Origin of the sequence: Paenibacillus radicis (ex Gao et al. 2016), assembly GCF_014641555.1 — a bacterium.
GTDB lineage: Bacteria > Bacillota > Bacilli > Paenibacillales > Paenibacillaceae > Pristimantibacillus > Pristimantibacillus radicis.
Genome location: NZ_BMHY01000002.1, coordinates 333,658 through 360,275, shown reverse-complemented (window position 1 = coordinate 360,275; position 26,618 = coordinate 333,658). Strand labels below are relative to the sequence as shown.

Here is a 26,618-nt window from a genome sequence, read left to right as displayed (position 1 = left end):
GCAATTTTACGCGCGTGCTATACGTTTTTCACGAAATGCGGCTTACTGTAATGGCTCGTACCCCCGCCTCCGACAAAATTTGGAAAAGCGATAAGTTTGCTTTGCCCGTTTGCCAGCAGCACAACAACCTTTGCTCTGTTCGCTTTGGCTGTGTAAATAACGTAGCCCGATTGCGAAATTCGGGTTGACCAATGCCGGTCAAACTCCGATCGCACGACACGATTTGAGTAAACCTGATTTTCCCTAATTGCCTTTCCTTTTGCTATCGAACCCATCCGATCGCCTCCCATAGCGTGATGTATCCTGCTTCTATGCTATGCGGATTTGATAGATTGGTACTCGCCAAAACGGAGAATCATAGAAAAAGGGGGAACGGCGCTCCAAGGCAGCCGCCCTTCTCAGCGTTTCACAACCATGCCGAGTTGCCCAGCAAATGCTGCGGCCTGGAGCGGTGAAATGATACAACCACGCAGCTCAGGCAGCGTGGCGCCAAGATTATCAAACTCGCAGCTGCTTAAATCAATACCAGCAAGCTTCGTCTGCGAGAACTGCGCCTGATCCAGCTTCGTCTCCGTCAAATAAAACTCGGTCAAATTTGAATTAAAGAAATCCCCGTATGCAAATGTTCCGCCCTGCAGATTGATCCGCTTCGCATTAATCATGCGAAAAACAGCATATTCGGCATTGCAATCAATAAAGCTGGCATTGCGAAGCATACCGCTGCTAACATCCATTCCGATCAGCTTGCAATCCTTGAACACAACGCGATGAAAGATCGCATCCTGAAAATCGGCATTCGACAAATCGCAGCGTTCGAATATCACATCTGTAAATTCCGATTTGCGCATCCGCGCTCCCCGCATCGTCACATTCGTAAACTTCATGCGGTCGAAGCAAGCCTTGTAAGGCGCTTCTCCAGACAGTTCGCAATCCTGAACGATGCTGTCTACAAACTCGCAATCTTGACCCAAATCGTTAATATCTAACTCCAAAGACTCCAGATAAGCCGGAACTTTCGGCAGATCAACCAGCTGTTTTTTACCCGACATATACGTACACCTCATTTACATAATCATGCTTAACAAGAAATTACCAAGCCGTGCATTTGCAACATTAATGAAATTAAGTTCGTTTTCTACAGTGTGTGCACATAAAAAACATCAAGGGGATTGAATAACATCATGAACAAAATGAACAAAAAACTTGGACTAACCACGCTAATTATCGCACTAGGTATTATGTTATCAGCATGCTCGGGAGCAGGCAATACGAATGATCCCGGCAAAACAAACAATTCGAACAACTCCTCAAACGTTTCCCAAGAAGAAAATTCATCGGCCAAAGTTCCTGCGAAATCGACTAAAGAAATGGTAGACAGCGTGCTTGCAGCGCATGAGCAGCCAAAATTGCTGGAACTCGAGAGCACGATGGTTAAAGATATGTATCACTTCGATCCTGCCCTTCTTGAAGAATCGACGATCATGACGCCGATGATGAATGTGAAGACGAATGAAATCGCCGTTCTGAAGGTGAAGGATTCCAAAGACGTAGCCGCTGTTGAAGCAGGCGTGAAGAAACGCGCTGAAGACGTGCAAAAAACATTCGAAACCTACCTGCCGGATCAATATGAAAATGCCAAAAACTACAAACTCGTAACAAAGGGCAACTACGTTATTTTCATCATATCTGAAAATGCAGACGAGCTCGAGCAAGCTTTCGACGCTTTCTTTAAATAAACGCCAGCCATGGTATTCAGCAGCCTGCTGTTCCTGTTTCTATTTCTGCCTGCTGTATTAGCTCTATATTTCATCTCGCCCTGGCGGATTAAAAACTTCGTCCTGTTCGCAGCCAGCTTAGTTTTCTACGCATGGGGCGAGCCTGTCTATATTGTCATCATGCTGCTGTCTACCGTTACGGACTATGGCTTTGGCCTGCTGCTCGGCAGGCCGGGCTTATCGGCAGGCAAACGCAAAGCGGTTGTCGCTCTATCGATTGCCGTCAATCTGGCATTGCTGTCTTACTTCAAATATGCCGATTTTCTCATCGGCAACTTGAATGCGCTGCTCGGCACGGATATCCCGCTAACCGATTTGGCGCTGCCGATCGGCATTTCGTTTTACACGTTTCAATCGATGTCCTATATCATTGACGTCTATCGGGGAACCGTGAAGGCGCAGCGGAACTGGCTTGATTTTGCAACCTTCGTTTCCTTATTCCCGCAGCTTGTCGCCGGTCCGATCGTCCAATACTCGACAGTTGCGGAGCAGCTTCGGAACCGCAAGGTGACGACGGAGCTTTTCGCCGAAGGAGTTCGGCGCTTCACAATTGGGCTTGCGAAAAAAGTGCTGCTCGCCAACAATATCGGATTGCTATGGGATACGATTTCCGGCACCAATCCCCTTATGATGCCCGCATTAATGGCGTGGCTGGGCATTGTTGCGTTCGCGTTCCAAATCTATTTTGATTTTAGCGGCTATTCGGACATGGCGATTGGTCTGGGGCTTATGTTTGGCTTTCGCTTTAACGAAAACTTCAATCGGCCATACACGGCACAGAGCATTACCGACTTCTGGAGACGATGGCATATTTCGCTCAGCACCTGGTTCCGGGATTATGTATACATTCCGCTTGGCGGCAACCGCCGCGGATTGTTAATGCAGCTAAGAAATATCCTCATCGTCTGGATGTTGACCGGCTTTTGGCACGGAGCAAGCTGGAACTTCCTGCTCTGGGGTTTGTACTTCGGTGTCTTACTGATCGGTGAGAAAATGTTTCTGCTGAAGCTGCTGCAACGGCTGCCGCGCTGGGTACGGCATGTGTATGCGCTATTGCTCATTCTGATCGGCTGGGTGTTTTTCGCTTTCGAAGAGCTTCCTTCTATCGGTCAATACTTGCTGGCAATGGCAGGTTCCAACGGCCAGCCGGCTTGGAATGATGAGACGCTGTATTTGCTCTATACGAACGCGATTCTGCTCGTCGTTCTCATCATTGCGTCTATGCCTAAGCGCCAATTGCGTTTAGCGGACAAGATGCCCATCCTCAAACTAAGCTGGCATTTCGCTTTGCTGCTGCTTTCGATTGCCTATCTGGTCGATGCGACGTTTAATCCGTTTTTATATTTCCGATTCTAACCTAAAGCGAGAAGGAGCTTGAATTGCATGAATAAACGAACAGACCGCATCTATGTTGCCGGCTTCGCCGTCCTTCTGTTCGCGTTCAGCCTGCTGTTTCTTTTCACGCCGAAAAAAGCCTTCTCCGAGATGGAAAATCGCAGCCTGCAAAAAAAGCCTCAGCTCACCTGGGAGAAGCTGCTGGACAAAACCTTTTCCGAACAGACGGAGAGCTTCGTTACGGATCATTTTCCGCTGCGGGATCAATGGGTTGCCGTCAAATCGACGATGGAGCAATTGCGGCTTCAGCAAGAGAACAACGGGATTTATAAAGGTAAAGACGGCTTTCTATTTGAACAGTTTGCCGAGCCGGAACCGCTGGATCTAGCTAAATTCGCGGAGGCCGTGAACAAATTTGCGTATAAAAATCCTCATGCGAACATCAGCTTCCTGCTCGCTCCAACCTCCATCGGTGTTTATCCGGAGCGGCTGCCATGGCTGGCTTCTGCTTATCCGCAGTCTATCGTAAACGGCACCATAATGGAGCAAGTGAGGGAGCATGTCCGCTTTATTAATGGATTTGATTTTCTGAAGCCTGCGGCTGAGAAGAAGCCAGATAGAGATTTGTACTACCGTACCGATCACCACTGGACGACATACGGCGCGTACTTGGCTTACCGGGCTTATGCGGAGCAAATGGGCTGGCCGCCTATGGAGGAATCCGAGTTTGATATTCGCACGGTGACGAACAGCTTTCTGGGAAGCTTCCATACACGCAGCCAGTTCAATGGGTTGAAGCCGGATTCCATTCAAGCGTATTTGCCGAAAAACAAAGTTGAATCGGAAATGTATATTTTCGACGATGATACGACTGTTCAAGGCTTGTACGAAGACAGCTACTTGGCGAAAAAAGATAAGTACTCTTATTTTCTCGGCGGTGTTCACGCATTAATGACGATTAAAACCGAGCTGCCTACGGATGATGTCGACTTGGATAAACTGCTCGTCATCAAAGATTCCTACGCCCATAGCGTATTGCCTTTTCTAGCGATGCATGTACCGGAAATTCATGTGATCGATCTGCGCTACTACAACGGCAACATCTCCAGCTACATGAAGGAAAACGACATTAAAGATGTGCTGCTGCTGTTCAACACGACGACATTCTCTGACGGACAAGAGATATTGAAGCTCGGCTACTGATGTCGGAGCTGGAGGTTACGCGGTGAGTGCAAAAGAGGGAGAGGAAAGTGTTCATGCTGAGGCATGCGCTTTCCTCTCCCTCTTTTGTTGCTGGCAGTTGGAGCTTAAGTCATCAGCGGCTGGTGTAGCCAATCAAAATGCAAAAATACAGTTTGATTAGCCATTTTCAGCTGGTTTTCCCCCTCAAAATGCAAAAGTACAGTTTGTTTGGACAAAATCAGCCCCTAATGGCGCTTTTGGGACATTTCAAATGCACTTTTGCATTTTGACACCAGAATTCGGCGGTAGGAGCTCCCTTCAGCCTGCACTTTTGCATTTTGATCATGGAGGGAGCCTTCGTTAGTTACTACTTCCCGCCCGTTTTTTGCAGCTGCTCGATCGCCGCGCGAGTCTTAGCATTAAAAGCTTTGAAAAAGGCGATCAGCTCGCTGTTCAGCAACCCCGCGTTATACAGCATCTGAATGGACACAAACTCCGGCTGCCCTTTGTCATTCGTAGACGTAATAACGCCAGCTGCCATAGCAGCATCTAGCGCAGGCTTCGTCCACGCAGGGGGCGTCTGATTGCCCGAGATATTCACATACTTTTCCAGATTAGCAACTTTGGTTTGCAGCTCGTTAAAAGCTTGTTTTTCCGCTTCTGTCATCGGCTCATCCTCCTGATCCGTATATTTGGCCCGCAGCTCCTCTACCGTTCCGGCATACTCGTTGAGATCAACCGGTCCGCTGATACCTGCCACCTTGCGCCCGCCGCTTGGCCTGCTTCCGCCTGTAGAGCCATCGCTATATTGCCAAAAGCTCCATTTGCTCCATGCGGTGACGTTTGACGGCGGCTGCGTGCTGTATCTCGCAACCCACAGTTCATAGCCTCCAAGCGATGCGTCAAAGTTTGCAGCGAAGCTGTTGCCGGTATAAATGATCGGTTTCACCCCGGTAAGCCGCTCCAGCTCCGTCAAAAAAGCTTTTGCAACCGCGTTGATCGCGCTTTTGCTCAGCTTGCTCGGATTGTTCTCGTAATCCATTACGGGAGGAAGATCGAGCTGGCCTATCCCGCCTACCGTCGCTATCGCATTCGCGAAGTTAGCCGCTTCCTTCTTCGCTGCATCCGTCGAAGCCGCATTGAGGAAATGATAGGCTCCGATCATCACGCCTGCCGCCCGGGCTCCCGACACGTTGCCTGCAAAATATGGGTCCCGGTAGAATTGTCCTTCACTCGCCTTTGCGAATGCAAAGGAAATGCCGTCTGCCGCTGTTTTTTTCCAATCTATCGTTCCTTGATAACGTGAAACATCAATACCTTGCGCGTTGCCTCCGCTTCTTGCTTGCATCGATCACAGCGCTCCTTTCCTTGCACGTCCTCCTTTATCATAAGCAGGTCCATCATTTCGCGAAACGGCGGCTGTACGGCAAGTCCTGCTGAGCGCAAAAAAAAGGAACTGTCTACCCGACAGTTCCCCTCCAGAACGACACCCCTTAGCAGCTTTTCCCTTGCTGACTTTGCTCTCATTGAACAGCTGCTATGTATTAGCTTTACCGTCTTTGCGCGCATAGAACTGCAGCTCTTCCTGCCTTCTCACTTTGCCCGCATAAAACGGCTTCTTCTATGACTCTCTTCTCCTTAACAGAAATCCTGCTACTTCTTCCCTTCCTCACCCTTGTTCCCGTAAAACTGCAAATAATCGTCCATATGCGCGGCCCAATATTTATCATTATGTCCCCCTGGGCTCGAATGGTACTCATAGCTCACCCCGGCTTTATCCAGCGCCTCCATCAATGCCTGATTGCCATCGGCGATAGATTCATGCTCCTTATCCCCATGATCGAGGTAAATCGCCAGCTTCTTAGCCGCTCCCTTGCCAACGAGCATTACAGGGTCCACCTCTTCCTGAGGCTGATCACCCTGATACAGCCAAGCCAAGTAGTCCGGTGTCTCCTTCCATACTGCTGCGCTGTGGCCGCCGACCTTGCTGAACATATCCGGATGGGTAAGAGCAAGATGCAGCGCTGCATAGCCGCCCATTGAAATGCCCCCGATATAGCGGCCTTCACGATTGGCCACCGTATTATAATTGGCGTCAATTGCCGGTATGAGATCCTTCAGCAAATAGTCCTCATATCTGCCGAGCGCATATTCATGCCGCTTGTCCAGCTTTTCGGAGGAGTTGACGCCATAGCTGTTATCGAGCTGGGGAGAGACGATAATGAACGGCGCGATTCTTCCCTCATTGACCAACTTCGCCGCTCGCTCCCCGATGTTCAAACCGCTGGAGAAAAAACTGTTTTCATTGCCGTTTTTGCCATGCAAAGCATACAGAACCGGGTACGGTCCGCCTGCTCCGTCCGCATATTCTTCCGGCAAATAGACATTTACTTTCATCGCCTTGCCCAGCGCCTCACTCTCCAGCGTCAGGTGCTGCATCCTAGAGCTGTCTGAAGTCTGAGCGGCTGCCTCCAGCGTCTCTTTTGCCGTCCCGCTTGAATCGATCATCGTCCGCTGAGCGGCCGTGCTTCCGCAGCCTGCTAGCAAAAGCATAATTACAGCTGTGCCAATGATCTTTTTCATCTGATCTCTCATCCTACGACCCTCTTCCCTATTTCGCGTACAACAACTTCAAATACTCCTAATCCCTTTCGTCAATTCCGGTCAGATGCTCCTATCCATTCTGGTTAAAAATCTCTGTTTTTATAACGCATAATATAGACTTAATGTTTCTGCATGAAAAAAAGAAGCCTAACACGCAAGCAAGCGTAACGGCTTCTTCTCCCAAGTCTCCAATTCCATATGTCCTGCCATTATCCTCTTATCCTCGGATCTGCGCTTCGAACCAGTCCCAGCCTGTTCCTACATGCTCGGGCTTGTGAGAATCCGAACCGTATACGCATTCAACGCCTTGTTCCAGGCAGGCCGCAATAAACCATTCCGGCACGTAGGGCTTGCCGCAGGTTTCCACCCGCAGTCCGGCTGTGTTGACATCAATGCCTACGTTCGATTTGGCGAGCAGCGGAAGAATGCCTTCCAGCCTTGTACGGATTTGGGTTTCTTCAATTGGAGGAAGCGCCTTGGCAAACTTCTCAATCAGATTGATATGGCCGATCCGCTTGCGCATCGGAAGCCCGGCAGCGAAAGCAATTGCCCCCTCGACATGATCGTAATAGGCGTCCACAAGCTTTTCCATCGTGCCATAATACCCAAGTAAATACTCTCTCGAGTAGTCTGCCGTAAAATCAATACAGCGCGTACCGCCGATACCCGGCAAATAGTGAACCGAATAGACGACGTCTTCCAGGTCGCGCCCCCATTGATCAACAATCCGCTCGGTAAAATCAAGCTGGCCCGGCAAATAATCAAGCTCCAAGCCGACCGTAACCTCAATACGTCCTTCATATTGTTGTTTCATCTGCTTGGCATAATTCATGTAAAGCGGCAATTCCTCAGGCGGCATAGCCAGTTCGCGGAACAGCGCCGCATCTTCTATTAAACCCGCCGGGAGCGGCGGATGCTCACTTATCGTATAACGCTCAAAACCGAGTTCGATCGCCCTGTCCAAATACTGCTCTTCGGCCGCATCGCTGCCGTGATAGCAGTAACGGGTATGCGTATGCCCGTCCCATTTCAACACCATTCATAACACTCCCTGCGCTTTTCAATTGCACTCCACCCCATTCTATCGTATCAGGGCCCTTATTCTCCAGCTTTACATGAAATTAACGGGAAGGAAAAGTATGATTAGCCTTAATCTTCATCTTGCCAATAGGTCCAATAGGTGCCGATCAGCGGCTGCAGCAGCCGATAGGCTTCCTCTGTTTCCGCGTAAAAAGTATCCTTCGCACCATCCTTGGTCAGCGGCATCGACAAATACAGCTTACGGACCGTCCACTCGAAGCTTTGTTCTGGAATGGGCTCGTCACCCTCGCCGCGAGTTACCTTTAACTCCCATGGCCGGTCTATAAAGCGGGAGAAATCAGCTTTTGTCCACTCGCTATTGTGCAGCATTTGCTCAATCATATCGTCAGTCATCCCGATCAGCTCGGTTTGTGACAATTGTCCACGGTCGATCAAAATTTGCACCAAGTGCAAAACCAAAGCACTCGGACCGATATCCGCTGTAGAAGCATGAATACCCGCTTCCTCCACAATAAGTCTCTTCAGGAGCTTGGCCGTCTCCAGATCGGAATACAAATAACCGCCGTCCTCTTCCGTACGGGACAATATCGTTTGCGGCATCACCGGCAATCGTCCGCTGAAATACGCGCTTCTCACCCAAGAATCCAAATGATCCAATTGAAGCTTATTGTTAGGATTACGGAGCAAGCTTGCCGTTTCTCCTGTTATCAAGTTCAGTAAGCGGGATTGATCCAGACCATGAGCAGCCAAAATGTCTACGATTTCCGGGGATTGAATCCGCTCCAGTGTAATTGCGTGATGATCGATTCCCTCTATCCGTTCCAATGTATGACTAAACGGTACATGACCGATATCATGCAGCAGTGCAGCCGCTCTCAGCTCCGCATCCTTGGGATGAAAATAGGCGATCGTCGAAAACACGCCCAGCGTGTGCTGCAATCGGCTGTAATTCAATTGGGAATTCAAATACATCGGACCGCAATGATGGATCAGATGCAGCCTCCTTACCCAACTAGACTGCAGCAGCTCCCTTTCGACCGGAGCCAGCCCTGTATGAAGCTGCCACATCGGCTCCCACAGACATCCGCCTGTTCCGTCCATCTTAATTTTTGAATCGGGCATCATTCTCCTCCTAGCTACTATTAAATACAGTATCCTATCTAACGGTTATTCTGGATATGGGCGCTCATTCCCTGCCAGACATAGGTATAAATACTGCCTCATAACTTATGGACAAAAAGAAGATCGAAGCAAGCTCATCCTCGCCCCGATCCTCTCTCCATGTGAATTATCTCGATTACGTCTATCCTAGCAGTTTAAATGTCGCCTGAATCGCCCCTAAATCTTTCACCATCGAGTCGTAATCTTCCTTCACTCGCTCATTGGCAGTGTCATACTGTACATCAGAAGGAGTTTGAAACAAGTAGACGTTATTTTCTTTTTCCCCGATTTTCGTAAGGTTGGCCTGCCCCTCTTCCTTCAAGCGCTCCCAAGTTTCCCGCGGACATACCGTAACAGAGAATAATAGGCCAGATTTCGAAAGACCATTTATGAAATCGAAGCTGACCTTGTCATCTTCCTCCCTTTCTTCAAGGAGGTATTTACCGGCCCAGCTGCTTGGCAGCGTTAGCGTAAAGCTATAGTCATCGTTTTCATAATTGAGCGGAGTATCCCAGTTATCAAACTTGCCATCGGCAGCAAATATATATTCGCTTCTATTCACGCCCCATTCAGCGGTGATGCTGTACACTCTACCCGTGGTTGGTATATCGCTCGTCGAAGCCTGAGGATTAATAAATTGATAAGAGTTATTTTGTTTCTGAACTGGAACATTCAGTATCGGCAGCATCGATTCTTCGTAGCTTTCGGTCAAGTAAGCCATTTGCACTTCTACCTTGTCTGGTGTGTAAGGGCCAAAATCGATCGAGAACAGTTCTCCCGGCAGCGGCCGATGCAGGCCGGTCAACAAGGACGGTTCGCTTTTCCAAGCGGTCTGATAGAATGACATCTGGTCGTATTTAATGCCGTCCCAGCTCACCTTCCGTGTTAATATATTGCCGATTGGCTCCGATTCCCTCTCACGAGTCACGCTGATTACAGGCGGCTCAACTGGAAGCAGACCGACTTCAGCGGTGCTGCTGCGAGTTGCCGGACCAACGCTTGCTCCAAGAGCAACGGCGCTGCATACAATTAGCGCGCATACGCTAATCGTGACAACAGCAGCTATTTTAGGTTTGCGGCCATGCTTCATAATCGCGATCAGCCTCTCACGGAGCAGCTTCTTCTCCTCGCTGAAAGTAGCCCGCAATACCCCTTTCGGCGATTGTTGCTGTGAAGCTACTGAAATTAACGTCTCGCCATACTGCTGTTTCTCTGCTGTATTCAGTCTGCGGATTACCGCCTCGTCGCAGGACAATTCACAAGCGCGATTCATTTCCTTCTTAATAACGTACATAAACGGATTAAACCAATGCACCGAAGCGACGATCATTGTGAACCACTTCACGCCGATATCGAAGCGCTTCAAATGAATCGTTTCGTGAAGCAGGATGTTGCGCAGCTGTGTTTCGCTGTATTCCGTGTCAGGAATAACGAAGATTGGACGGAAGAGCCCGATAAGCATGGGGGAAGCAACCGCAGAGCTGCGAATCAGCTTGACCTGGAAGCGGCTGCTCCTGCCTAGCAGTTCTGCCAGCATGCTGGCCTCCCAGCGTTCGGCTGGTCGTCCTCCAGTCCTCAACTTGCTGCTGAATCTTAAGTATCCCGTTGTGTTTATAGCAAGTGAACAGACAACACCGAGCAGCCAAAGTCCGATTGCATATTGATTGAACAGTTTTGGAATCGAAGGTTGAGTGGCCGCTGGCACAGTATCATTTTGTTTCCCTGCTTCATTTCTCACGGCAGGATAGACACCGGGACCGGAAGTTATATCCTGTTCTTCTTTAGTTATGGGACTGTCCGTATGTAAAATGACCGGTGCAGCAGTAATGGCTTTTTTATGAAACAGCTGATTCATCATGCTCTCCTCTAGCGAGAAAGGAACTGCCAGACGCAGCAAAACGATAAGCCACAGATAGTATTGAATCGATTTCGATACCCGGTGCTTCAGCAGCGGCCTCAATAGAATAAGTAGTCCTGCCATCAACGTGCCTGAGATGGAAAGTGAAAGAAGGAGCTTTACCGCATCACTCATCTCCGTCACCTACTTTAAACAGGTCCCGCAGCTCCCGAATATCCTTATCGTTGAGCTTATTGCCTCCCAGGAGCGAAGCGATGAGGTTTTTGGCACTGCCGGCGTATAAGCGGTCAATCAGACTTTGCGTCGTATGCTCGTTATATTCCTGCTCGCTGCACAGCGGCGTATAATAAAACACTTCCTTTTTGACTGCCTCGACGATTCCTTTCTCACAAAGCCTGCGCAGCAGCGTCTTGATCGTTGAGCTGTCCCAGTCGCTGGACGCCTCCAGCGTTCGCCGGATTTCGGATATGGGCAGCTCTCGGCCAGCCTCCCAAAGCACGCGCATGACTTCGAGTTCGGAATCGGTAATTTTAGAAATGGATGATTTCAATACGAACAGCCTCCCATACAGGTTACAGGTGTAAACTTTACTTTAAATAGAGTTTACATCTGTAACTTCTATATGTCAAACCTTAACTGCCTATGAGGAACCGTCCTTCTGATAACACTCCATTGTGCGCGATCAATAATCGGATCAGCGTCAAAACAAATCCAACTGCTCGTATGGCGGCGGCTTGGGCTCCTCCATCGGCTCTTGCGGATCACGGCCGTCAGGACGAAGCAAGCGCAGCATCGCCATCATTTCCTTAGCATTATCCGCCGCATCTCCACCGGAATTGTTGTTGAAGATGACGCATACCTGCTTGCTTTGCTCTTCAAGCTGTCTCAGCATGCCAGCCCATTCGCGCAGCTCCTCGCTGCTGTAACGGTACAGATAGCGGACATCCCGCCAATTCGGCGCGCTGCTCTGATTCCATCCTGCGGTATGACGGCCGTGGAACCGAACGACAGTCACCTCCGAATGCGTTGCCCGCAGCACTGTCGGCACGGAGCCAACTCCTGCCTGCGGCTCGTCGCAGACGCTATGGTACCAATTTTCCGCTTCCATGAAAGCAAGCGTCTTCTCCCGGTATTCCGGCGCAAACCAGCTTTGATGCCGAAATTCCAGAGCGCACGGAATCCCTTCCATCCTCAGCCTCGCTTCGCGCAATATCCGCACATTTTCCCTCGTGCAATCGAACCAGGGCGGGTATTGGAACAAAGCCGCTTGCAGCCGTCCCGCTTCAATTACCGGCTCCAATGACTCCCGGAATGCGCCGAACATCGCGGCAGGATCATTGTCCTTCGCCGCAGGGCCGCGCTGATGGCCGGTCATGCCTTGGTAAGCTTTTACGATGAAATGCAGCGTCTCCGGTGTCTCCTCCGTCCATTTGGCAAAACGCTCCTTCGATTGGATTGCATAAAACGTACTGTCTACCTCAACGAGCGGAAAATGATTGGCGTACTCCCGCAGCCTGTCCTTCGCCTTTATCCCGGGTCCGTACAGCCGGTCTTGATCGCCCCAGCCCGCCAATCCGATATGTATTGCCATTCAGCAGCCTCCGTTCTTCCTTGCGTTATACCAGTTATACTAAATAGTTTGGGAGGACTTCAAGCCGGACAAAAATATATAACAACCTGAGAGGACTAAAGCTTCCTCATTTGATATAATTTAGCAATAGAATAGGAATGAAAGGAAGTGTCCCCTTGTCCGACCGCAACGATCTGGATCAGCATCGCCGCAACAAGCTTAAGGTTATCCGGTTTGACAAAGACGACAACAAGCTTGTCGAGACCGATAAACCGAAAGAAACCTTCGCCGACGTCGGAGGTTTGGAAGAAGTGAAGAAAAAAATCCGCCTTAACTTCATCTTGCCGCTTCAGCAGCCGGAGGTATTCGCCGCCTATGGACGGGAAGCTGGAGGCAGCTTGCTGCTATATGGTCCTCCCGGCTGCGGCAAGACGTTTCTTGCACGAGCTGTCGCAGGCGAAATTAACGCTAATTTCATGCACATTGAGCTGCAAGCGATATTGTCCATGTATGTCGGCGAAAGCGAGCATAACTTGCATGATATTTTTGAAAAAGCGCGTGAGAACAAGCCCTGTGTCATCTTTATTGATGAGCTGGACGCGCTTGGCGGCAACCGCAATCAGATGCGGCAGCATCACGAGCGGATGCTCGTAAATCAGCTGCTGCTTGAACTCGACGGCCTGCAAAGCTTCAATGATCAAGTATTCGTCATCGCCGCCACCAACACGCCTTGGTATCTCGATTCGGCGCTCAGAAGACCGGGCCGGTTCAATCATTTGATCTTCGTGCCGCCGCCGGAAGAAGCGGAACGCGAGACAATTCTCGGCTTGAAGCTGGCCGGCAAGCCGATGGGCAAGCTGGAGCTGGAGCGAATTGCTAAGGATACGCGGATGTTCTCCGGTGCTGATCTGGAGCAAATCGTTAGGGATTCCGTAGAGTCTGCGCTAGAGCGAATGCTCAAAAGCGGCAACATCGAGCCCATTACGCAGGATGATCTGAAAAAAGCGGCCAAAAACCGCAAAGCAACAACGCTGGATTGGTTTGCTACTGCTAAAAACTACGCGACCTTCAGCGACGTGAATCAAGATTACCAGAATGTACTGGAATATATGAAAGCCCACGGGTTGAGGTAACGCCATGTCCATACAGCTCGATACCTATTCCACACGATACGAAAGAATCCAGCATTTGCTCAAATGGAAAAAATACAAAGAAGCCTCTGAGGAAGCTATGGCTCTTATTCGCGAGGAACCTGAGGATGCAGATGCCTACTCGATGCTTGCCCAGGTTTTTTGGAAAATGGATAAGTATGAAGAAGCCCACCACTGGTGCGGGGAAGCACTGAGGCGCGATCCCGAAAACCAACTGGCTTGGTTTGTAAAATGTATCTCGTACTATGAACAGAAGAAGTGGAATGAGCTCAAACCCGCGCTTGCTGAAGCGATGCGTGTCGATCCGTACGAACCTTTCTATTATTATCTCCAAGCTGATATCTTGAACCAAAAGGGCCGGTATCAAGAAGCAAAAGAGCAATTGCTGCAAGCATTGGAGCTGAACCCGGAAGATGCTGGCTATTTGGCGCTAATGAGTTATATCGAAGCGCAAATGGGTCATTTCCGCGTCTCAAAAGAGCTCGAAGAGCAGGCGCTTCGTCTCGAATCCGAGTCGGACAACGTATTCCTTTATCTCGCTTGGGCTGCCTCGCGGCGCGGAGACTATGATCAGGAGATCATCCTGCTGGGCAACGCGATCCGGCTCGCTCCGGACGAGAAGCAAATACGTGATGAATACTTGGAGGCACTGCAAAAAAACTACAAGCTGTACAGAATTGTACTTAGCCCGGTCAAACTGATCAGGCAGTTAAAGCCTTGGCAGATCCTTGTTAGCTGGATGCTGGCCGTGATCCTGTTCAAGCCGCTGCTGATTGTTTTCATCATTCTATATATCGCCACACACTGGCTGACAAAGCTGCTCGTCCATGTGAAGATTTTTGGCTGGCGGCTGAAATAAACAGCTGAAATAAACGAAGGAGCGCTCACTCTAGCCAATGGCCGGGTGAGCGCTCCTTTGTTTATTAGGACTCAGTCGATTTTGACGACGATTTTGACAACTTCGTTTTTCCGGTTGATGTTGACGTCGAATGCCTCGGCAATATCATCGAACCCATATTCATGGGTTACAATGCCGGACACATCAATAACACCTTCCGCTATCGCCTTAATCGCCTGCGGATAAATGTTGCGGTAACGGAATACGGTTTTAATCTCCGCTTCCTTGCTCAGCAGCTTGGCGAAATTGAATTCGATAATGTCCTGCGGGGGCATGCCGACGAGTACAATCGTCCCTCCGCGCTTCACAAGATGCGGCGTTTGCTGGGTCGTTCTAACGGCTCCGGCCGTTTCCATCACGATGTCCACGCCCTCACCGCCGGTCAGCTCGCTGATTTGCTCCAGAACATCCTCCTGTGCCGCATTGATCACTCTCGTAGCGCCCAGCTCCAGCGCTTTGTCCAGCCGCTTCTGAATGACATCGACTACTGTAATGTCCAGCGCGCCATACGCTTTGGACGCCAGCAGCGCCGTCAGTCCGATGCAGCCTGCGCCAAGGATGACGACCGAGCTGCCAAGTGTAACGCTGCCCTGCTTGGCAGCATGCATGCCAACCGACAGCGGTTCAATCAACGCGCCTTCCTTATTGCTGATGCTGTCAGGGAGCTTGAATGCCAGGTTGGCCGGGAAGGCGATATAATTCGCGAAGCAGCCGTGGAAAGGCGGCGTCGCCAGAAATTGAACGTCCGGGCACAGATTGTAGCGGCCGCTGATGCAAAACTCGCATTTACCGCACGTAGCCCCGGGCTCCAGCGCCACTCGGTCGCCAGTCTTCAACTGCCTAACATCCGAACCGACAGCGACTATGGTGCCTGCACACTCATGGCCGAGAATGAAATCTCCGTTCACGACGAAATCGCCGATTTTGCCATGCTCCAGATAATGCACGTCAGACCCGCAAATGCCGACGTAATCAAGCTTGACCAGCACCTCCGACGCCTTTAGCTCCGGTACCGGAACCTCGCGAATTTCCAGCTTGTTAAGTCCTGTCATAAATGCTGCTCGATTGATCAACGCCAACGCCTCCAATAATCCGCTATTTTTCAGATGATCATTCTTCGATACGAGGAATCCGGTCGATGCGGGGATCGGTAAAGATATCGTATTCATCCAAGCTCTTCGTGCTGAATTCGGACACGACCGCACCCTCCGGACCCCCTTGAAACCAATGCTTCGTATTGGGCTGAATGGTGTACTGCTCCCCTTCTCTCAACACAATTTGATGAAATACCGAATAATAGTCCTTGCCGGATTCCGGGAGCATTCCGTAAATCTCAGCGGCCGGCTCCCCTTCTACGTACAAGTATACCATGCCGGAACGGCAGCGGAAGGTCTCCTCTTTACCGGGATAGTCCAGCTCAGGGATCACAGGATGCCGGTGCTCGGGACAGGTTTGTCCCGGCAAAAGCACCATTTCCTTGGCACAGCAGCGCTCTGTATTAATGAAAGTCACGAGAGAAAGCCCGATCTGTGCAAACTCGTTCAGCCCGAAATCGGCCAGCTCCAAGTTTAGCTTCTCCTGCTCCGTTAATACGATCTGCGCCTTATCATAGTAATCCAATATAAGCGGTTTAAAATGCTGATAGTCTTCTATTCTCACGGAGACTGCCTCCCTTTCTTCTATTGCGATCTTGCCGTAAACTATCGGACCGAAGTGAATGACAGCGGCTCGCTGCCGGCAGAATACACCGTGATCGTCTTCGTCTCGCCAGGAAGCAAATCGAAGTACAGATCGGAGCAGTCATAGCCGCCAGAGACGTATACGCCGTGGGCGAACCCTGTGCTCCGCAGCGTGATGCTGCGGCCAGCGCCTGTCTGTTCATCACGGATGACTTCAATCGGCGAGCGGTCGAACCGAAGCGTCTTCATATCGCCAGTTCGCAGTGATACCGTATCCACCGCATCGGTTGCAGGGATGACCATAATCGTACCCTTCGTATAATCCCGGTCCGGCAGTTCCTCCGTAAGCAAGTAGCTGCGGCTATGCGGCTCTATCGTCAGGCTCACCGTTTTCGTTTCCCGCGTATCTCCGTCAAAGGAAATGTAGCCAAACTCCGCTTGGAACGACACAGCCTCCGTGCTGTCATTGATTCCTTGAAGCACGACATTGCCGTCCACGGTACGCAAGGTCAGCTTGGTGTGGGCAAGCGCCCGCTTCACGCCATAATACGAAATTTTGCGGCGCAAGTAGTAGTCAATGATCGTCCAGCCCACTTCGCCCCAAGCATCGTTGTACATCCAGAACAGCGCGCCGGAGCAGTCCGGCTTAAAGCGCATTGCCTCTAGCGAGTATTCGAGCATCAACGAATGAACCATACCGCCGTAGAGCAAATAATCGTCGACCGACAGCTTGTCAGACCGGTCGAGGTAGCTTTTCCAAATCCCCTCCGCAACGGTGCCTTTCTCAAATACGTTGCAGTGCATTTCCCAGACGCTGCTGTCAAAATCGATCTCCCCGCCGTCCAAATACGCCTTCGTGCTCTCCAGATTGCAAGGCCCCACATAGCCGTATTCACTTACGAATTTAGATTCAACGTTATCGAAATCCATCGGCTCAATCCGTTCCTCCAGATTGAGACTCATAAAGGCATTATGCCAGCGGTGAACGTCCCCGACCGTATCGGCATTCGGGAGTGCCCCTCCATACGGCGAGCTGTTCCAGTACGGGATATGAGGGCAGTTGTTGTGAAGTACTTTTTTGGCAAGCACATTGGCAATATACAAGCCGTATTGCTTCTCGTGCTTAAATTCGATATTCCATCTTGGATTGTCCGTTTTATTGAAAATCCAGTGCACCTCATTGGTGCCGCAGAATAAAGCGATCGAAGCATGATTGCGAAGACGTTTGGTCTGATAGTCCATCTCGTCATGCATCTCGTCCATAAATTCTCTTCTGTGATCCGGGTAGGTGGAGCATGCCAGCATGAAGTCATGCCAGATCAGCAGCCCGTTCTGATCGCACAGCTGATAGAAAATATCCCGCTCGAACAGCCCGCCGCCCCAGATGCGCAGCATATTGAAATTCGCTTCCACCGCTTCGCGGATCAGGGTCACATATTTCTCCTCAGGTACACGCGAGTAGATAAAATCGTTCGGAATCCAGTTGCCGCCCTTGCTGAAAATCGGCAGCCCGTTGACGATCAATCGGAAGTTCCGGTCTTCTCCTTGCAGCACCGTCGTATCCAGCTCGATCGTCCGGATGCCGAATTGGAAGGAAGGGAATTCAGTCGTAACGTCTCCGGATACCGCCTCTACCTTTACGTCGTACAGCGGATGCTCACCATAGCCGGCTGGCCACCAAAGCTGCGGGTTCTCGATTTCAAATTCGAGGTCAAAGTAATTGATGCCCGAAGTCAGCAGCAGGTTGTCCAGCTTTTTGGAAGCACAGACGCTGCCCTTATAAGAAATCTCGACGAGCAGGTCGCCGCTGGCAGTGCCGACAATATTGAGATTCTCGATGTTGACCGTCGCTTTGAGTCTGGCAGTCTCACCGATGCCGAGAGTAACCACACTCACTTCCCGGACGGCGATGTTTTTCTCGGAGCGAAGATAAGCGTTGCCGTTCAATCCGCAGGTTACGACACGCGGGCCCCAGTCCCAGCCAACCGTATATTGCGGCCGTCTTACGAAGGATCGGCGATAGTCGCCGCGGTCTTTGCCGCCATTGTCGTACTCCCGGCAGGTCGCCCAATTGAGCTCCGACAAGTTGCTCTCGGAGACGCTTTCCAAGCCGGTCGTTACACGAACGGCAATCGTATTTTTGCCCGGCGTCAGCTGATCCTTCACATTGCGTACAAACGGATAATGAACGTTATAATGGCTGCCTACATGCTGATCGTTTACAAAAATATCGCTATGTGAATCAATCGTTTCGATGACCAGCTCGATAATATCGCTGTCGAAATCGAGGCCGGAGCCGTCGAATTCCTTCATATACCACCATGACCGCTGCTCGATCCATTCGCTTTCCAGCGCATAATCGGATAGAACCGGATCTTTAATGATTCCGTTCTCAATCAGCGGAATGCGAACATCGGAAGGAAGCGTGCAGGCGTACCAGCCCTCCTTCAGCGCTTTTACCGCTGCCAAGCTTTCTCTGCCCCAATGCAGAGGCGCCTCGTGAACCTGCCATGCTTCGTTCAACCCAACTATTTTCATCCCCATACACTTCCTTCTGTTAGAATAAATTCCGCCTTAACCTTAGCCTTTGACCGAGCCGGCAACCATGCCTTTAATAATCTGTTTGGAAAAAGCGAAGTACAAAATCATCGCGGGAAAAATCGCAATCAGCATCGAAGCCATCATTTTCGGATAGTCCGTCACAAACTGTCCTTTGAACAAGGTGATGCCGACGGGAACGGTCATGAGTGAATCCTTGCTATTCAAAATAAGTGCAAACGTAAATTCATTCCAAACTACGAAAAACTGAATAATACCGACGGTAAAAAGAATGGGACGGCATATTGGAAGTACGATGCTGAACAAGGTCCGGTGGAAGCTGCACCCGTCGATGCAAGCGGCTTCCTCCACCTCAATCGGAATGCTTCGTACATAGCTGTCTACCAGAAAAATCGCAATGGGCAACCCAAAGGCTGCATAGGGCAATATGAGCGTAAACCATTTGTCGCTCATTCCGGTTTGCGTGAATTGCACATACATCGGAACCATGAGCGCATGGATCGGAACCAGCATGCCTAAGAGATAGTAGTTGTAAAGGGCATTGCGGCCTTTAAACCGGAACCTGGACAGAAAATAACCGATAATAAAGCCAAGAACAAGAATGATCAGCAGCGATAGCACGCTATTCCGTGTCGTATTCCACATCCAGAGCAAAATTTTGCTTTTCGTAAAAATCGCCACATATTGATCAACGCTTGGACTATGCGGCAGCGAGATCGGATTGGCGTAAAACTCCGACTTCCCTTTCAGCGAAGAGTAGAACAGCCATACCGCAGGAAAAATGCAGGAAATCGAAAATACGAGCAAAATCAGGTTAGGCGCCAGTCCGGACATAAACCGCCCTCTTGCGTAGGCTCTTGCCATTAGCGCACCTCCCTTTCCTTCGTGAAGCTTCCCATGATCCAGCGGGTTCCAACGATTACAACTAAGCTTAAAATCAAGACGCCGATCGACATCGCGCTGCCATAACCCATCTTATATGTGAGAAAAGAAGTCTTATAGGCGTTTAAAGCCATCACGTTGCTTGACGTGCCCGGACCTCCGCCAGTCATGACATAAATGTGATCGAACACCTTCATCGTACCTGCGATGGAAAGCGTGACGCATACGGCCAGCGTATTTTTAATCAGCGGCAGTGTAATATGAACGGCTTTCTTCCAGCTGTTGGCTCCATCGATCTCCGCCATCTCCAGCACCTGCTGATCGACTGCGGACAACGCCGACAGAATGATAATCATGTAGTAGCCGATATACTGCCAGATCAAAGGAATAGCTACCAGTGTCAGCGAGAGACTTTCATTGTTCAGCCAAGGCTGTGCCCATTGTCCCCAGCCGATTTGCTTGAGAATGATATTAATAAGACCGTAGTTATAGTCATAGAGCATGGTCCAGATAAAGCCGATGACAACTGCCGACAGCACCGATGGAAAATAAGACATCGTCCGGTGCAGCGACTTGAGCTTGACCCGCTTTGAATGCAACATCAGCGCAAGTACAAACGCGATGCCGACCTGGCCGATGACACAAAGCGCCGTCAAATAAATGTTGTTGTAGAAAGACTGGATGAAGACACTATCCTTCAGCAGCGCAGTAAAGTTGTCGAAACCGATAAAAGTCATCTTGGTTCCGCCCGACCAGTCGAAAAATCCGTAATAGAAGGCAAGCACAATCGGGACGAACACGATGAAGGTATATAAGAAAAACCCTGGCAGCATGTACATGGCGAATGACTTCCTGGACGGACGCATAGCTTGATTCATAGTTCCTCCTCCATCCGAATACGTAATCGGACAACCGGCACGCCGTTGGTGCCGGCTATCCAATCTTTGCGGCTGCTACAGTTTGTCCTGAGCGGACTGAAGCTGCTCGGCCAGCGCTTTGCCGGTTTTTGTACCGTTGAGCACTTCCTGCAAGCCTGTATTCATCGTTTCAATAATGCCGCCTGGCATGAGCATGTCATAGATTGGCGTGAACGTTACTTTGCTAGTCAGACTAGCGAAATCCTGCGTAAGCTGCGGGAATTTGGTCATATCCACGCCATCAACAAGGCTTGGTCCCGCCATTCCGTATTTCTCCATATACACTTTGGAGAAATCGTAGCCTGCTGTTTTGAACAAGAAATCCATAGCGGCATCCCGCTTTTCGCCTGTCAGGTTTTTGTTGATGGCTACATACCAGCCGGCTCCGCCGGAAATGGTGTTTGCCTCGCCTTTTCCGCCGTCAACCGGAGGAAGGATTGCTACTTTCGTCTGCTTCAGCACATCTTCTGACGCATTGTTTAGCAGGTAGCTGATTGCCCAGTGGCCGTCGATCGTAGCTGCCGCTTTGCCTTGCGCATAATACTCTTCTGCTTGTGCATTAGAGATGACGTTGAAATCCGGATTGAAAATTTTCGCTGCTGTGCTCTTCTGCATCATATCCAGCGCATTGACGAACTCAGGATCCGTGAACTTCGCCTTGCCATCACGGCTGATAATGGAGTTTGTCCAATCAGCACCTGTGAAACGGTCACCCATCGTCGATAGAATCGTCGATTCCGCCGGCCATTTATCCTTATTGCCAAGAGAGATCGCCGCAATGCCTTTTTCATTGAACTTGGCAGCAGCTTTATTAATATCATCCCAGTTGTCCGGGAAGCTGTCGTAGCCGATATCCTTCCACATCTTTTCGTTGTAATAGACAATAGAAGTAATGGAGAGCTGATTAGGCAGACCGTAAATTTGGCCATCCTGCGTAGCTGCGTCAAACGCGCCCTTGCGGAACTTGTCTTTGAACTCATACTTGTCCAGCTCATCATTGATTGGCATCAGCAGGTCGTTGCTTGCGAAGTTGCCTACCCACGAGCCTTTCAGGAAAAAGATATCCGGCATTTCGTTCACTGCCGCCTGTGCTTGGATTTTCGTCGAATAATCGGCCTGCGACATCACCGACTGCGTTAGCTTCACATTGGGATTATCCTTCTCCCATTTCTCTACGAGCGTCATGTAACTGTCCATTTCAGCGCTTGTAGGACGCTCTTCCTCCAAATAATAATGCGAGAACGTTAATTCCACCTTTTTCCCCGAGCCGCTAGAGCCATTTGAGCCGTTGGATTCTTTCGGGCCATTGTTACCGCTTCCACAAGCAGCAAGCATAATGGACAAAACCAATAATAATGAGATGACGGTAAGCCGTTTGTTCGTCTTCATGTTGTCCCCCCAAAAATGTATTTGCCTTTCTGAGATCAATATTACACGCTGAGCACCCTCTTTTTGAATCCGCTTTCATTACCTCGTTATCCCTTTTATTTGTCCTTTTTGGACGATTTGACGGTTATCTGACGAACCGGGATTTGATTTTTATCCTTATAATTTGCTTTTTATCTGAAAAAAATGTCCTCTTTGCCGATTTCGCGGAACGGATTTGACACGCACAACTCGCAATGACAGAATGATTGCATAACATCAAGGGAGGTCGCGAGCCTGTGAGCATGCGCAAAAAGATTATGCTGTTTTTTATCTTTCTTGTCGCCATCCCGATTATTACGATCTATTCCGTGGCCATCAGCATCTTTTATGACAATACAAAAACCGATCTTCAAATGCGTTTCTCCAACAACATTCACGGGGTCGGGAAAAACGTCGAGCGTTTTTTTACAGATGCGCTTGATCTGACCACCTATCCTCTTATGGAAACAAATTTGAAAGCGTTTTTAAGCATGCCGGAGCAGAGCGAAAACCATTTTCAGCTCATCAGCAATGCCAACAACATTCTGATGTCTATGCCTTACGGCTTTTCCAACGGCATACGAGGGGTATCGCTTCTATCGCGCAACCAGATTCCGATTAACGCCGGCATTAATCTTAATTTGACCAAGGATGAAATCGAAGCTGCCAAAGCGTTAAAATCGAGACCTTACTGGGAATATCACGATGTCTCAGGGCTGAAGGATGCACAGCAAGAAGCGTACAACCATATTTTCGTAACCCGAATGTTAAAAAATCCGAGCAATTTATCCGAAGAAATCGGCTATATCAAAATCGCGATGAGCAGGCAACAGCTTGCGGAGACGATTTTGGCGGATCAGATTGATCATGATATTGCCTACTTCATCGTTGATGAACAGAATAAAGCGCTGGTCGACACGAAGGGAGATGCGGGCGATTTCAAGCTGGGGCCAGAAACCTCTTACGACAATCTGCTGCAGCTGGCGGACAGGGAGGCAATCTCAACTCAAATCAGCGGACACTACTATATTTCGGCCCATAAAATAGAACGAACGCCGTTTATTCTGTACAGCGTCGTCAAGCCGAATATTCTCACAATCATTAAGGAAACCCTTATTAAAGGTCTTTCTTTAACTGCCCTGCTGGTGTTTATATTTGCGCTTCTATTATCCGCTACGTTCTCCCAGATCATAACCGCCCCGCTCGTCAAACTGGGCAAACGAATGAAGTCGATTACGAATGAGGATTTTTCCGTTCGCATTGATGTGAAGCGAAATGATGAATTATCGGTACTGGCCAACAATTTCAACCGGATGGCGGAGCGGCTGGATTTTCTATATAAAGAAGTGTACATGAGCCGTCTGAATTTGCAGCAAGCGCAGCTTCATGCCCTGCAGGCGCAGATTAACCCCCATTTTTTGTATAACACGCTGGATACGATTTACTGGATGTCCGAGATGGGTGACACGAAGAACGTGAGCCTCATGGTATCCAATATGTCGAAAATGATGCGGCTGACGCTCTCACCCAACAATCGCGATATGGTGCAGCTGTCCGAAGAGCTGGAGCATCTAAGCAGCTATATCAATATTCAGCGTATCCGCTACGGTGATCAGTTTGTATTTGCGATCGAATGCCCGGAGGATTTGAAATCCTGCTATGTGCTTCGCCTGCTGCTTCAACCGCTTGTAGAGAATGCTCTCGTTCACGGCTTGAAGGACAGCACGAGCGGAATGGTGAAGGTGAAGATTTACTCAGTTGAGGATGCGCTTATTTATGAAGTTATGAACGATGGAACACCTGCGGACGTCGCCGAGATTAAGCGGCTGCTGGAGGAGGATGGCAGCGGTATTCGCGGCTTTGCACTGCGGAACATCAGAGAACGTCTTGCACTGAAGAACGGGCACGGCTTTCATCTGGATTGCTACGTGCGCGACGGGATTACCGTCTTCCAGATTACACAGAAGCTGAGGAAGGATTCGGATGGCTCAGAGGAGGAGCTGCCGTTGCTGGATGGTGCGGGAGGTAAAGAATGAACAAGGGGGCGAGGACATCATGATCAAAATATTGCTGGTTGACGACGAAGCCTTTATCCGTCAAGGAATCCGCCATACGATTCCGTGGGAAGAGCATGGTATGGAAATTGTGGGCGAAGCGGCTAATGGGGAGGATGGCTTGAAGCTGGCGATCCAATTGGCTCCGGACATCGTCTTTACCGACATTCAAATGCCGGTGATGAACGGAATCGAGCTGGCCCGTAAATTAAACGAATATTTGCCGCGCACCAAGGTCATCATCCTGTCAGCGTATGGCAACACAGAAAACTTCACCAGCGCTATTGAAGTCAAGGTGAGCTCCTTCGTGCTCAAAAACGCTGATTCGGGCAAGATATTGGAGTCCGCGCTGCGGGTTAAGGAAAGCATCCTGGCGGAATATGAGACGCAAGGGCAAAATGCGCTCATTCAAACCATTTACAATGAAAACCAGCAGCTGATCAAATCCGACTTGTTCGCGAAATTTTTTAAAGGCGAGGTCCCGCTGGATAAATTCCGGAAAAGAGCCGAGAAGCTCGACATTCCGCTGCCTGGTCCCTCCTACTCGCTGCTGGTTGCGAGCTGCCAGACGAACGACAACTGGATCGTTCACAACCTATTTATACGGGCATTTGAGCAATTCCAGCCGTTTGTGTTTTTTATCGACAGGACGAGGCTTGTCGCCGTCTTGAATGTTGGGCCTGAGGGGTTAGCGGACGATACGATGGACAAGGCGTTTCCCGGTCTTAAACCGCATATATTCGGCAATAGTCTGGTTGTCATGAACCGGATCGATGCGCTTGATAACTTCGCAGATTGCTATGCGATGCTGGACAAAGCGCTGGACGGCTGCTTCTGGCATTCGGAGAAGGAATATACGAAAGTCTCGCTTCACGACACTTTCACCAGCAGCGAGCCTGGGCAAGCGCAGTTTTGCGAGAGCAAGGTCATCTCCGCCGTTTTGTCCAAAAACCCTGCTCAAATGGAGCAGGCGCTCCTGAACTATTTTACATTCATGCAAGAGAATTCGGTCTCGCGTTCCCGTTTTCTGGAATCGGTCAATCGCATCGCCGTCCTTATGGAAGCGGTTATGGACCGGCAGTCCGAGTCTCATAAGACGATCGATATTATTGCGGAAACCGAGACACCCGAAGAAATAATAGAGCTGGTGTTAAGCTTGGCGAAGCCTGTGAAAGAAGGCGAATCCAAAAATGTCCATTTTGCTGCCGCGCTGGATTATATCAACCGGAATTATAACGAGGACCTGAAGCTTGCTGATGTCGCCAAAGCCGCCTACCTGTCGACCGGCTATTTGAGCCGGATTTTCAAACACGAAACCGGCTACTCCTTTAAAGAGTGGCTGAACCGGATTCGCATCGAAAAAGCGAAGGAGCTCATTCTGAACAGCGATCTCAAATACTATGAAATCGCAGAGCTCGTAGGCTACAAGGATTACAAATATTTCTCCGCCTACTTCAGCAAACTATGCGGCATCAGCGCCAAGGAGTACAAAATGCAGAAGCTCACTCAGCTTCATAAGTCGGGGGACTGAACGGGGAATTAACATGCCTGTCCGCGCTGCGTTCCTATTTAGTTAAAGGACATCCACACCGTATCGCCCACTGGCTCGAAGTTCATCTTAAACCAGAAGTTGCGTGATTTATCCAGCGAGTAGACGTACATTTTTTTGTTCGGGTATTTCGCTTTCAGCCAATTGATGAAAAAAGCGGCATAGCCCTTGCCCTCATAGTCCTTGAGCACGTCCAGCGCTTCAATAAAAATGAAATTTCTTTCGTTCTTGATATCGATATAGAAATCTCTTTCCAGGTACTTCTCATCGATATGAAAATAATCCCGTTCCGCCTTGTGAATTAAGGCCTTCTCATTTGCGTATTCCCATATCACAGCATAGCCGACCATTTCATCCTCGGCATCGATAATGTAGATTTCTTCCGGCAATTCGGCTTGTGCTTTCAGGCTCAGTTCCCCGGCATGATAGCCGGAATCCAGCTGTCCCAGCTGAGCTTGCATTTCTTCATTGAACGGTTTGGCAATAATTTTAGTCATGTTGTTCTCCCTCTTCAAGCGGTCTATTAAGTGAAAATAGACCGCCTTCTGACAGAAGACGATCTACTCTGTATAACGCTGGAATCATTATAGCACGGAACCTGCTGCCGTTCATCTTTTCGGGCCACGGCATTCATTTGTGGTAACACCAAGTCGCTCTCGCTTTATTGCGGGGTACAGGCTCGTCCCACCTAAGTTAGACTAACTTTGGTCTACTTCAAGGCGCTTACGGCTCATTCGAGGTAACCTCAAGCTAGCTCTCGGTTTATTGCGCGATACAGGCTGTCTACTTAAGTTTAAACTAACTTTTGTGGATCTACTATGGCACATTTGCAAATTTCAGCTGTAATTAGAAGCGTCCCTATATTTTATTGCCATATTACCGCTGCGGAGTTCGAATCATCCAAGCACAGGGAACCTGTTTCGCTATTTTTCGAAATCGGTTCGCTATTCCCCGGAACGCACCGTTCGCGCATCATCCAAACTCCTCGCAGCGAAC

The 26,618-nt window shown here is 49.6% G+C and carries 24 protein-coding genes; 8 read left to right on the top strand and 16 right to left on the bottom strand.

Going from position 1 to position 26,618, the window contains the following annotated elements; genetic code table 11:
* Positions 1-17: 17 nt before the first annotated feature.
* Positions 18-290, bottom strand: coding sequence for a hypothetical protein (locus tag IEX98_RS07170; RefSeq protein WP_188888249.1), 273 nt, complete (start codon positions 288-290; stop codon positions 18-20).
* Between the two features lie 108 nt (positions 291-398).
* A complete protein-coding gene (locus IEX98_RS07165) occupies positions 399-1,049 on the bottom strand; it encodes a pentapeptide repeat-containing protein (protein ID WP_188888248.1) in 651 nt (216 codons plus the stop codon).
* A gap of 132 nt (positions 1,050-1,181) precedes the next feature.
* Between IEX98_RS07165 and IEX98_RS07160 the strand changes: the two genes are divergently transcribed.
* From IEX98_RS07160 to IEX98_RS07145, 4 genes are read left to right on the top strand one after another with little or no spacing between them, the layout of a single operon-like run.
* Complete coding sequence (locus tag IEX98_RS07160; RefSeq protein ID WP_229692028.1) at positions 1,182-1,736, top strand: DUF4358 domain-containing protein; 555 nt, start codon at positions 1,182-1,184, stop codon at positions 1,734-1,736.
* A gap of 9 nt (positions 1,737-1,745) precedes the next feature.
* A complete protein-coding gene (locus IEX98_RS07155; protein WP_188888247.1) occupies positions 1,746-3,131 on the top strand; it encodes an MBOAT family O-acyltransferase in 1,386 nt (461 codons plus the stop codon).
* A gap of 27 nt (positions 3,132-3,158) precedes the next feature.
* Positions 3,159-4,313 carry a DHHW family protein gene (locus IEX98_RS07150; protein ID WP_188888246.1) on the top strand — a complete coding sequence of 385 codons (1,155 nt, stop codon included), beginning with the start codon at positions 3,159-3,161 and terminating at the stop codon, positions 4,311-4,313.
* Positions 4,314-4,335: 22 nt separating this feature from the next.
* Positions 4,336-4,473 (top strand): hypothetical protein, encoded by a 138-nt coding sequence (locus IEX98_RS07145; RefSeq protein WP_188888245.1) that lies wholly within the window; start codon positions 4,336-4,338, stop codon positions 4,471-4,473.
* A gap of 186 nt (positions 4,474-4,659) precedes the next feature.
* On the opposite strand, the gene IEX98_RS07140 is transcribed toward IEX98_RS07145, so the two are convergent.
* From IEX98_RS07140 to IEX98_RS07110, 7 genes are all read right to left on the bottom strand, one after another.
* Positions 4,660-5,640, bottom strand: coding sequence for a glycoside hydrolase family 25 protein (locus IEX98_RS07140; RefSeq protein ID WP_188888244.1), 981 nt, complete (start codon positions 5,638-5,640; stop codon positions 4,660-4,662).
* 305 nt (positions 5,641-5,945) lie between these two features.
* The gene (locus IEX98_RS07135; RefSeq protein ID WP_188888243.1) at positions 5,946-6,875 is read right to left on the bottom strand and encodes an alpha/beta hydrolase-fold protein; all 930 of its coding nucleotides are present in this window, start codon (positions 6,873-6,875) and stop codon (positions 5,946-5,948) included.
* Between the two features lie 238 nt (positions 6,876-7,113).
* Entirely contained in the window at positions 7,114-7,935 is an 822-nt protein-coding gene (hisJ, locus tag IEX98_RS07130) for a histidinol-phosphatase HisJ (protein WP_188888242.1), read from the bottom strand.
* Positions 7,936-8,045: 110 nt separating this feature from the next.
* Entirely contained in the window at positions 8,046-9,062 is a 1,017-nt protein-coding gene (locus IEX98_RS07125; protein WP_229692027.1) for an HD domain-containing protein, read from the bottom strand.
* Between the two features lie 178 nt (positions 9,063-9,240).
* Positions 9,241-11,130: a M56 family metallopeptidase gene (locus IEX98_RS07120; RefSeq protein ID WP_188888240.1), complete on the bottom strand. Its 1,890-nt coding sequence runs from the start codon at positions 11,128-11,130 to the stop codon at positions 9,241-9,243.
* Positions 11,123-11,506, bottom strand: a complete 384-nt coding sequence (locus tag IEX98_RS07115) for a BlaI/MecI/CopY family transcriptional regulator (RefSeq protein WP_188888239.1) — start codon at positions 11,504-11,506, stop codon at positions 11,123-11,125. Before IEX98_RS07115 ends, IEX98_RS07120 begins: the two co-directional genes overlap by 8 nt.
* A gap of 150 nt (positions 11,507-11,656) precedes the next feature.
* The gene (locus IEX98_RS07110; protein ID WP_188888238.1) at positions 11,657-12,547 is read right to left on the bottom strand and encodes a DUF72 domain-containing protein; all 891 of its coding nucleotides are present in this window, start codon (positions 12,545-12,547) and stop codon (positions 11,657-11,659) included.
* A 155-nt stretch (positions 12,548-12,702) separates the two neighbouring features.
* Here IEX98_RS07110 and IEX98_RS07105 point away from each other — a divergent pair, with 155 nt between their 5' ends.
* Together IEX98_RS07105 and IEX98_RS07100 are read left to right on the top strand one after the other, a co-directional pair.
* Entirely contained in the window at positions 12,703-13,659 is a 957-nt protein-coding gene (locus tag IEX98_RS07105) for an ATP-binding protein (RefSeq protein WP_229692026.1), read from the top strand.
* A gap of 4 nt (positions 13,660-13,663) precedes the next feature.
* Entirely contained in the window at positions 13,664-14,536 is an 873-nt protein-coding gene (locus IEX98_RS07100; protein ID WP_188888236.1) for a tetratricopeptide repeat protein, read from the top strand.
* A gap of 71 nt (positions 14,537-14,607) precedes the next feature.
* Here IEX98_RS07100 and IEX98_RS07095 read toward each other — a convergent pair whose 3' ends face one another.
* The 6 genes from IEX98_RS07095 to IEX98_RS07070 form a co-directional block, all read right to left on the bottom strand.
* The gene (locus IEX98_RS07095; protein ID WP_188888235.1) at positions 14,608-15,648 is read right to left on the bottom strand and encodes an NAD(P)-dependent alcohol dehydrogenase; all 1,041 of its coding nucleotides are present in this window, start codon (positions 15,646-15,648) and stop codon (positions 14,608-14,610) included.
* A gap of 37 nt (positions 15,649-15,685) precedes the next feature.
* A complete protein-coding gene (locus IEX98_RS07090; RefSeq protein WP_188888234.1) occupies positions 15,686-16,234 on the bottom strand; it encodes a D-lyxose/D-mannose family sugar isomerase in 549 nt (182 codons plus the stop codon).
* Positions 16,235-16,275: 41 nt separating this feature from the next.
* The gene (locus tag IEX98_RS07085; protein WP_188888233.1) at positions 16,276-18,792 is read right to left on the bottom strand and encodes a glycoside hydrolase family 2 protein; all 2,517 of its coding nucleotides are present in this window, start codon (positions 18,790-18,792) and stop codon (positions 16,276-16,278) included.
* A 42-nt stretch (positions 18,793-18,834) separates the two neighbouring features.
* Positions 18,835-19,677, bottom strand: a complete 843-nt coding sequence (locus tag IEX98_RS07080; protein WP_188888232.1) for a carbohydrate ABC transporter permease — start codon at positions 19,675-19,677, stop codon at positions 18,835-18,837.
* The gene (locus IEX98_RS07075; RefSeq protein ID WP_042166314.1) at positions 19,677-20,573 is read right to left on the bottom strand and encodes a carbohydrate ABC transporter permease; all 897 of its coding nucleotides are present in this window, start codon (positions 20,571-20,573) and stop codon (positions 19,677-19,679) included. Before IEX98_RS07075 ends, IEX98_RS07080 begins: the two co-directional genes overlap by 1 nt.
* Before the next feature lie 75 nt (positions 20,574-20,648).
* The gene (locus IEX98_RS07070) at positions 20,649-22,001 is read right to left on the bottom strand and encodes an ABC transporter substrate-binding protein (RefSeq protein ID WP_188888231.1); all 1,353 of its coding nucleotides are present in this window, start codon (positions 21,999-22,001) and stop codon (positions 20,649-20,651) included.
* Positions 22,002-22,282: 281 nt separating this feature from the next.
* Here IEX98_RS07070 and IEX98_RS07065 point away from each other — a divergent pair, with 281 nt between their 5' ends.
* A complete protein-coding gene (locus IEX98_RS07065) occupies positions 22,283-24,055 on the top strand; it encodes a sensor histidine kinase (RefSeq protein ID WP_229692055.1) in 1,773 nt (590 codons plus the stop codon).
* Positions 24,056-24,074: 19 nt separating this feature from the next.
* A complete protein-coding gene (locus tag IEX98_RS07060; protein WP_188888229.1) occupies positions 24,075-25,604 on the top strand; it encodes a response regulator in 1,530 nt (509 codons plus the stop codon).
* 38 nt (positions 25,605-25,642) lie between these two features.
* Here IEX98_RS07060 and IEX98_RS07055 read toward each other — a convergent pair whose 3' ends face one another.
* Positions 25,643-26,119 carry a GNAT family N-acetyltransferase gene (locus IEX98_RS07055; RefSeq protein ID WP_188888228.1) on the bottom strand — a complete coding sequence of 159 codons (477 nt, stop codon included), beginning with the start codon at positions 26,117-26,119 and terminating at the stop codon, positions 25,643-25,645.
* Positions 26,120-26,618: the final 499 nt, after the last annotated feature.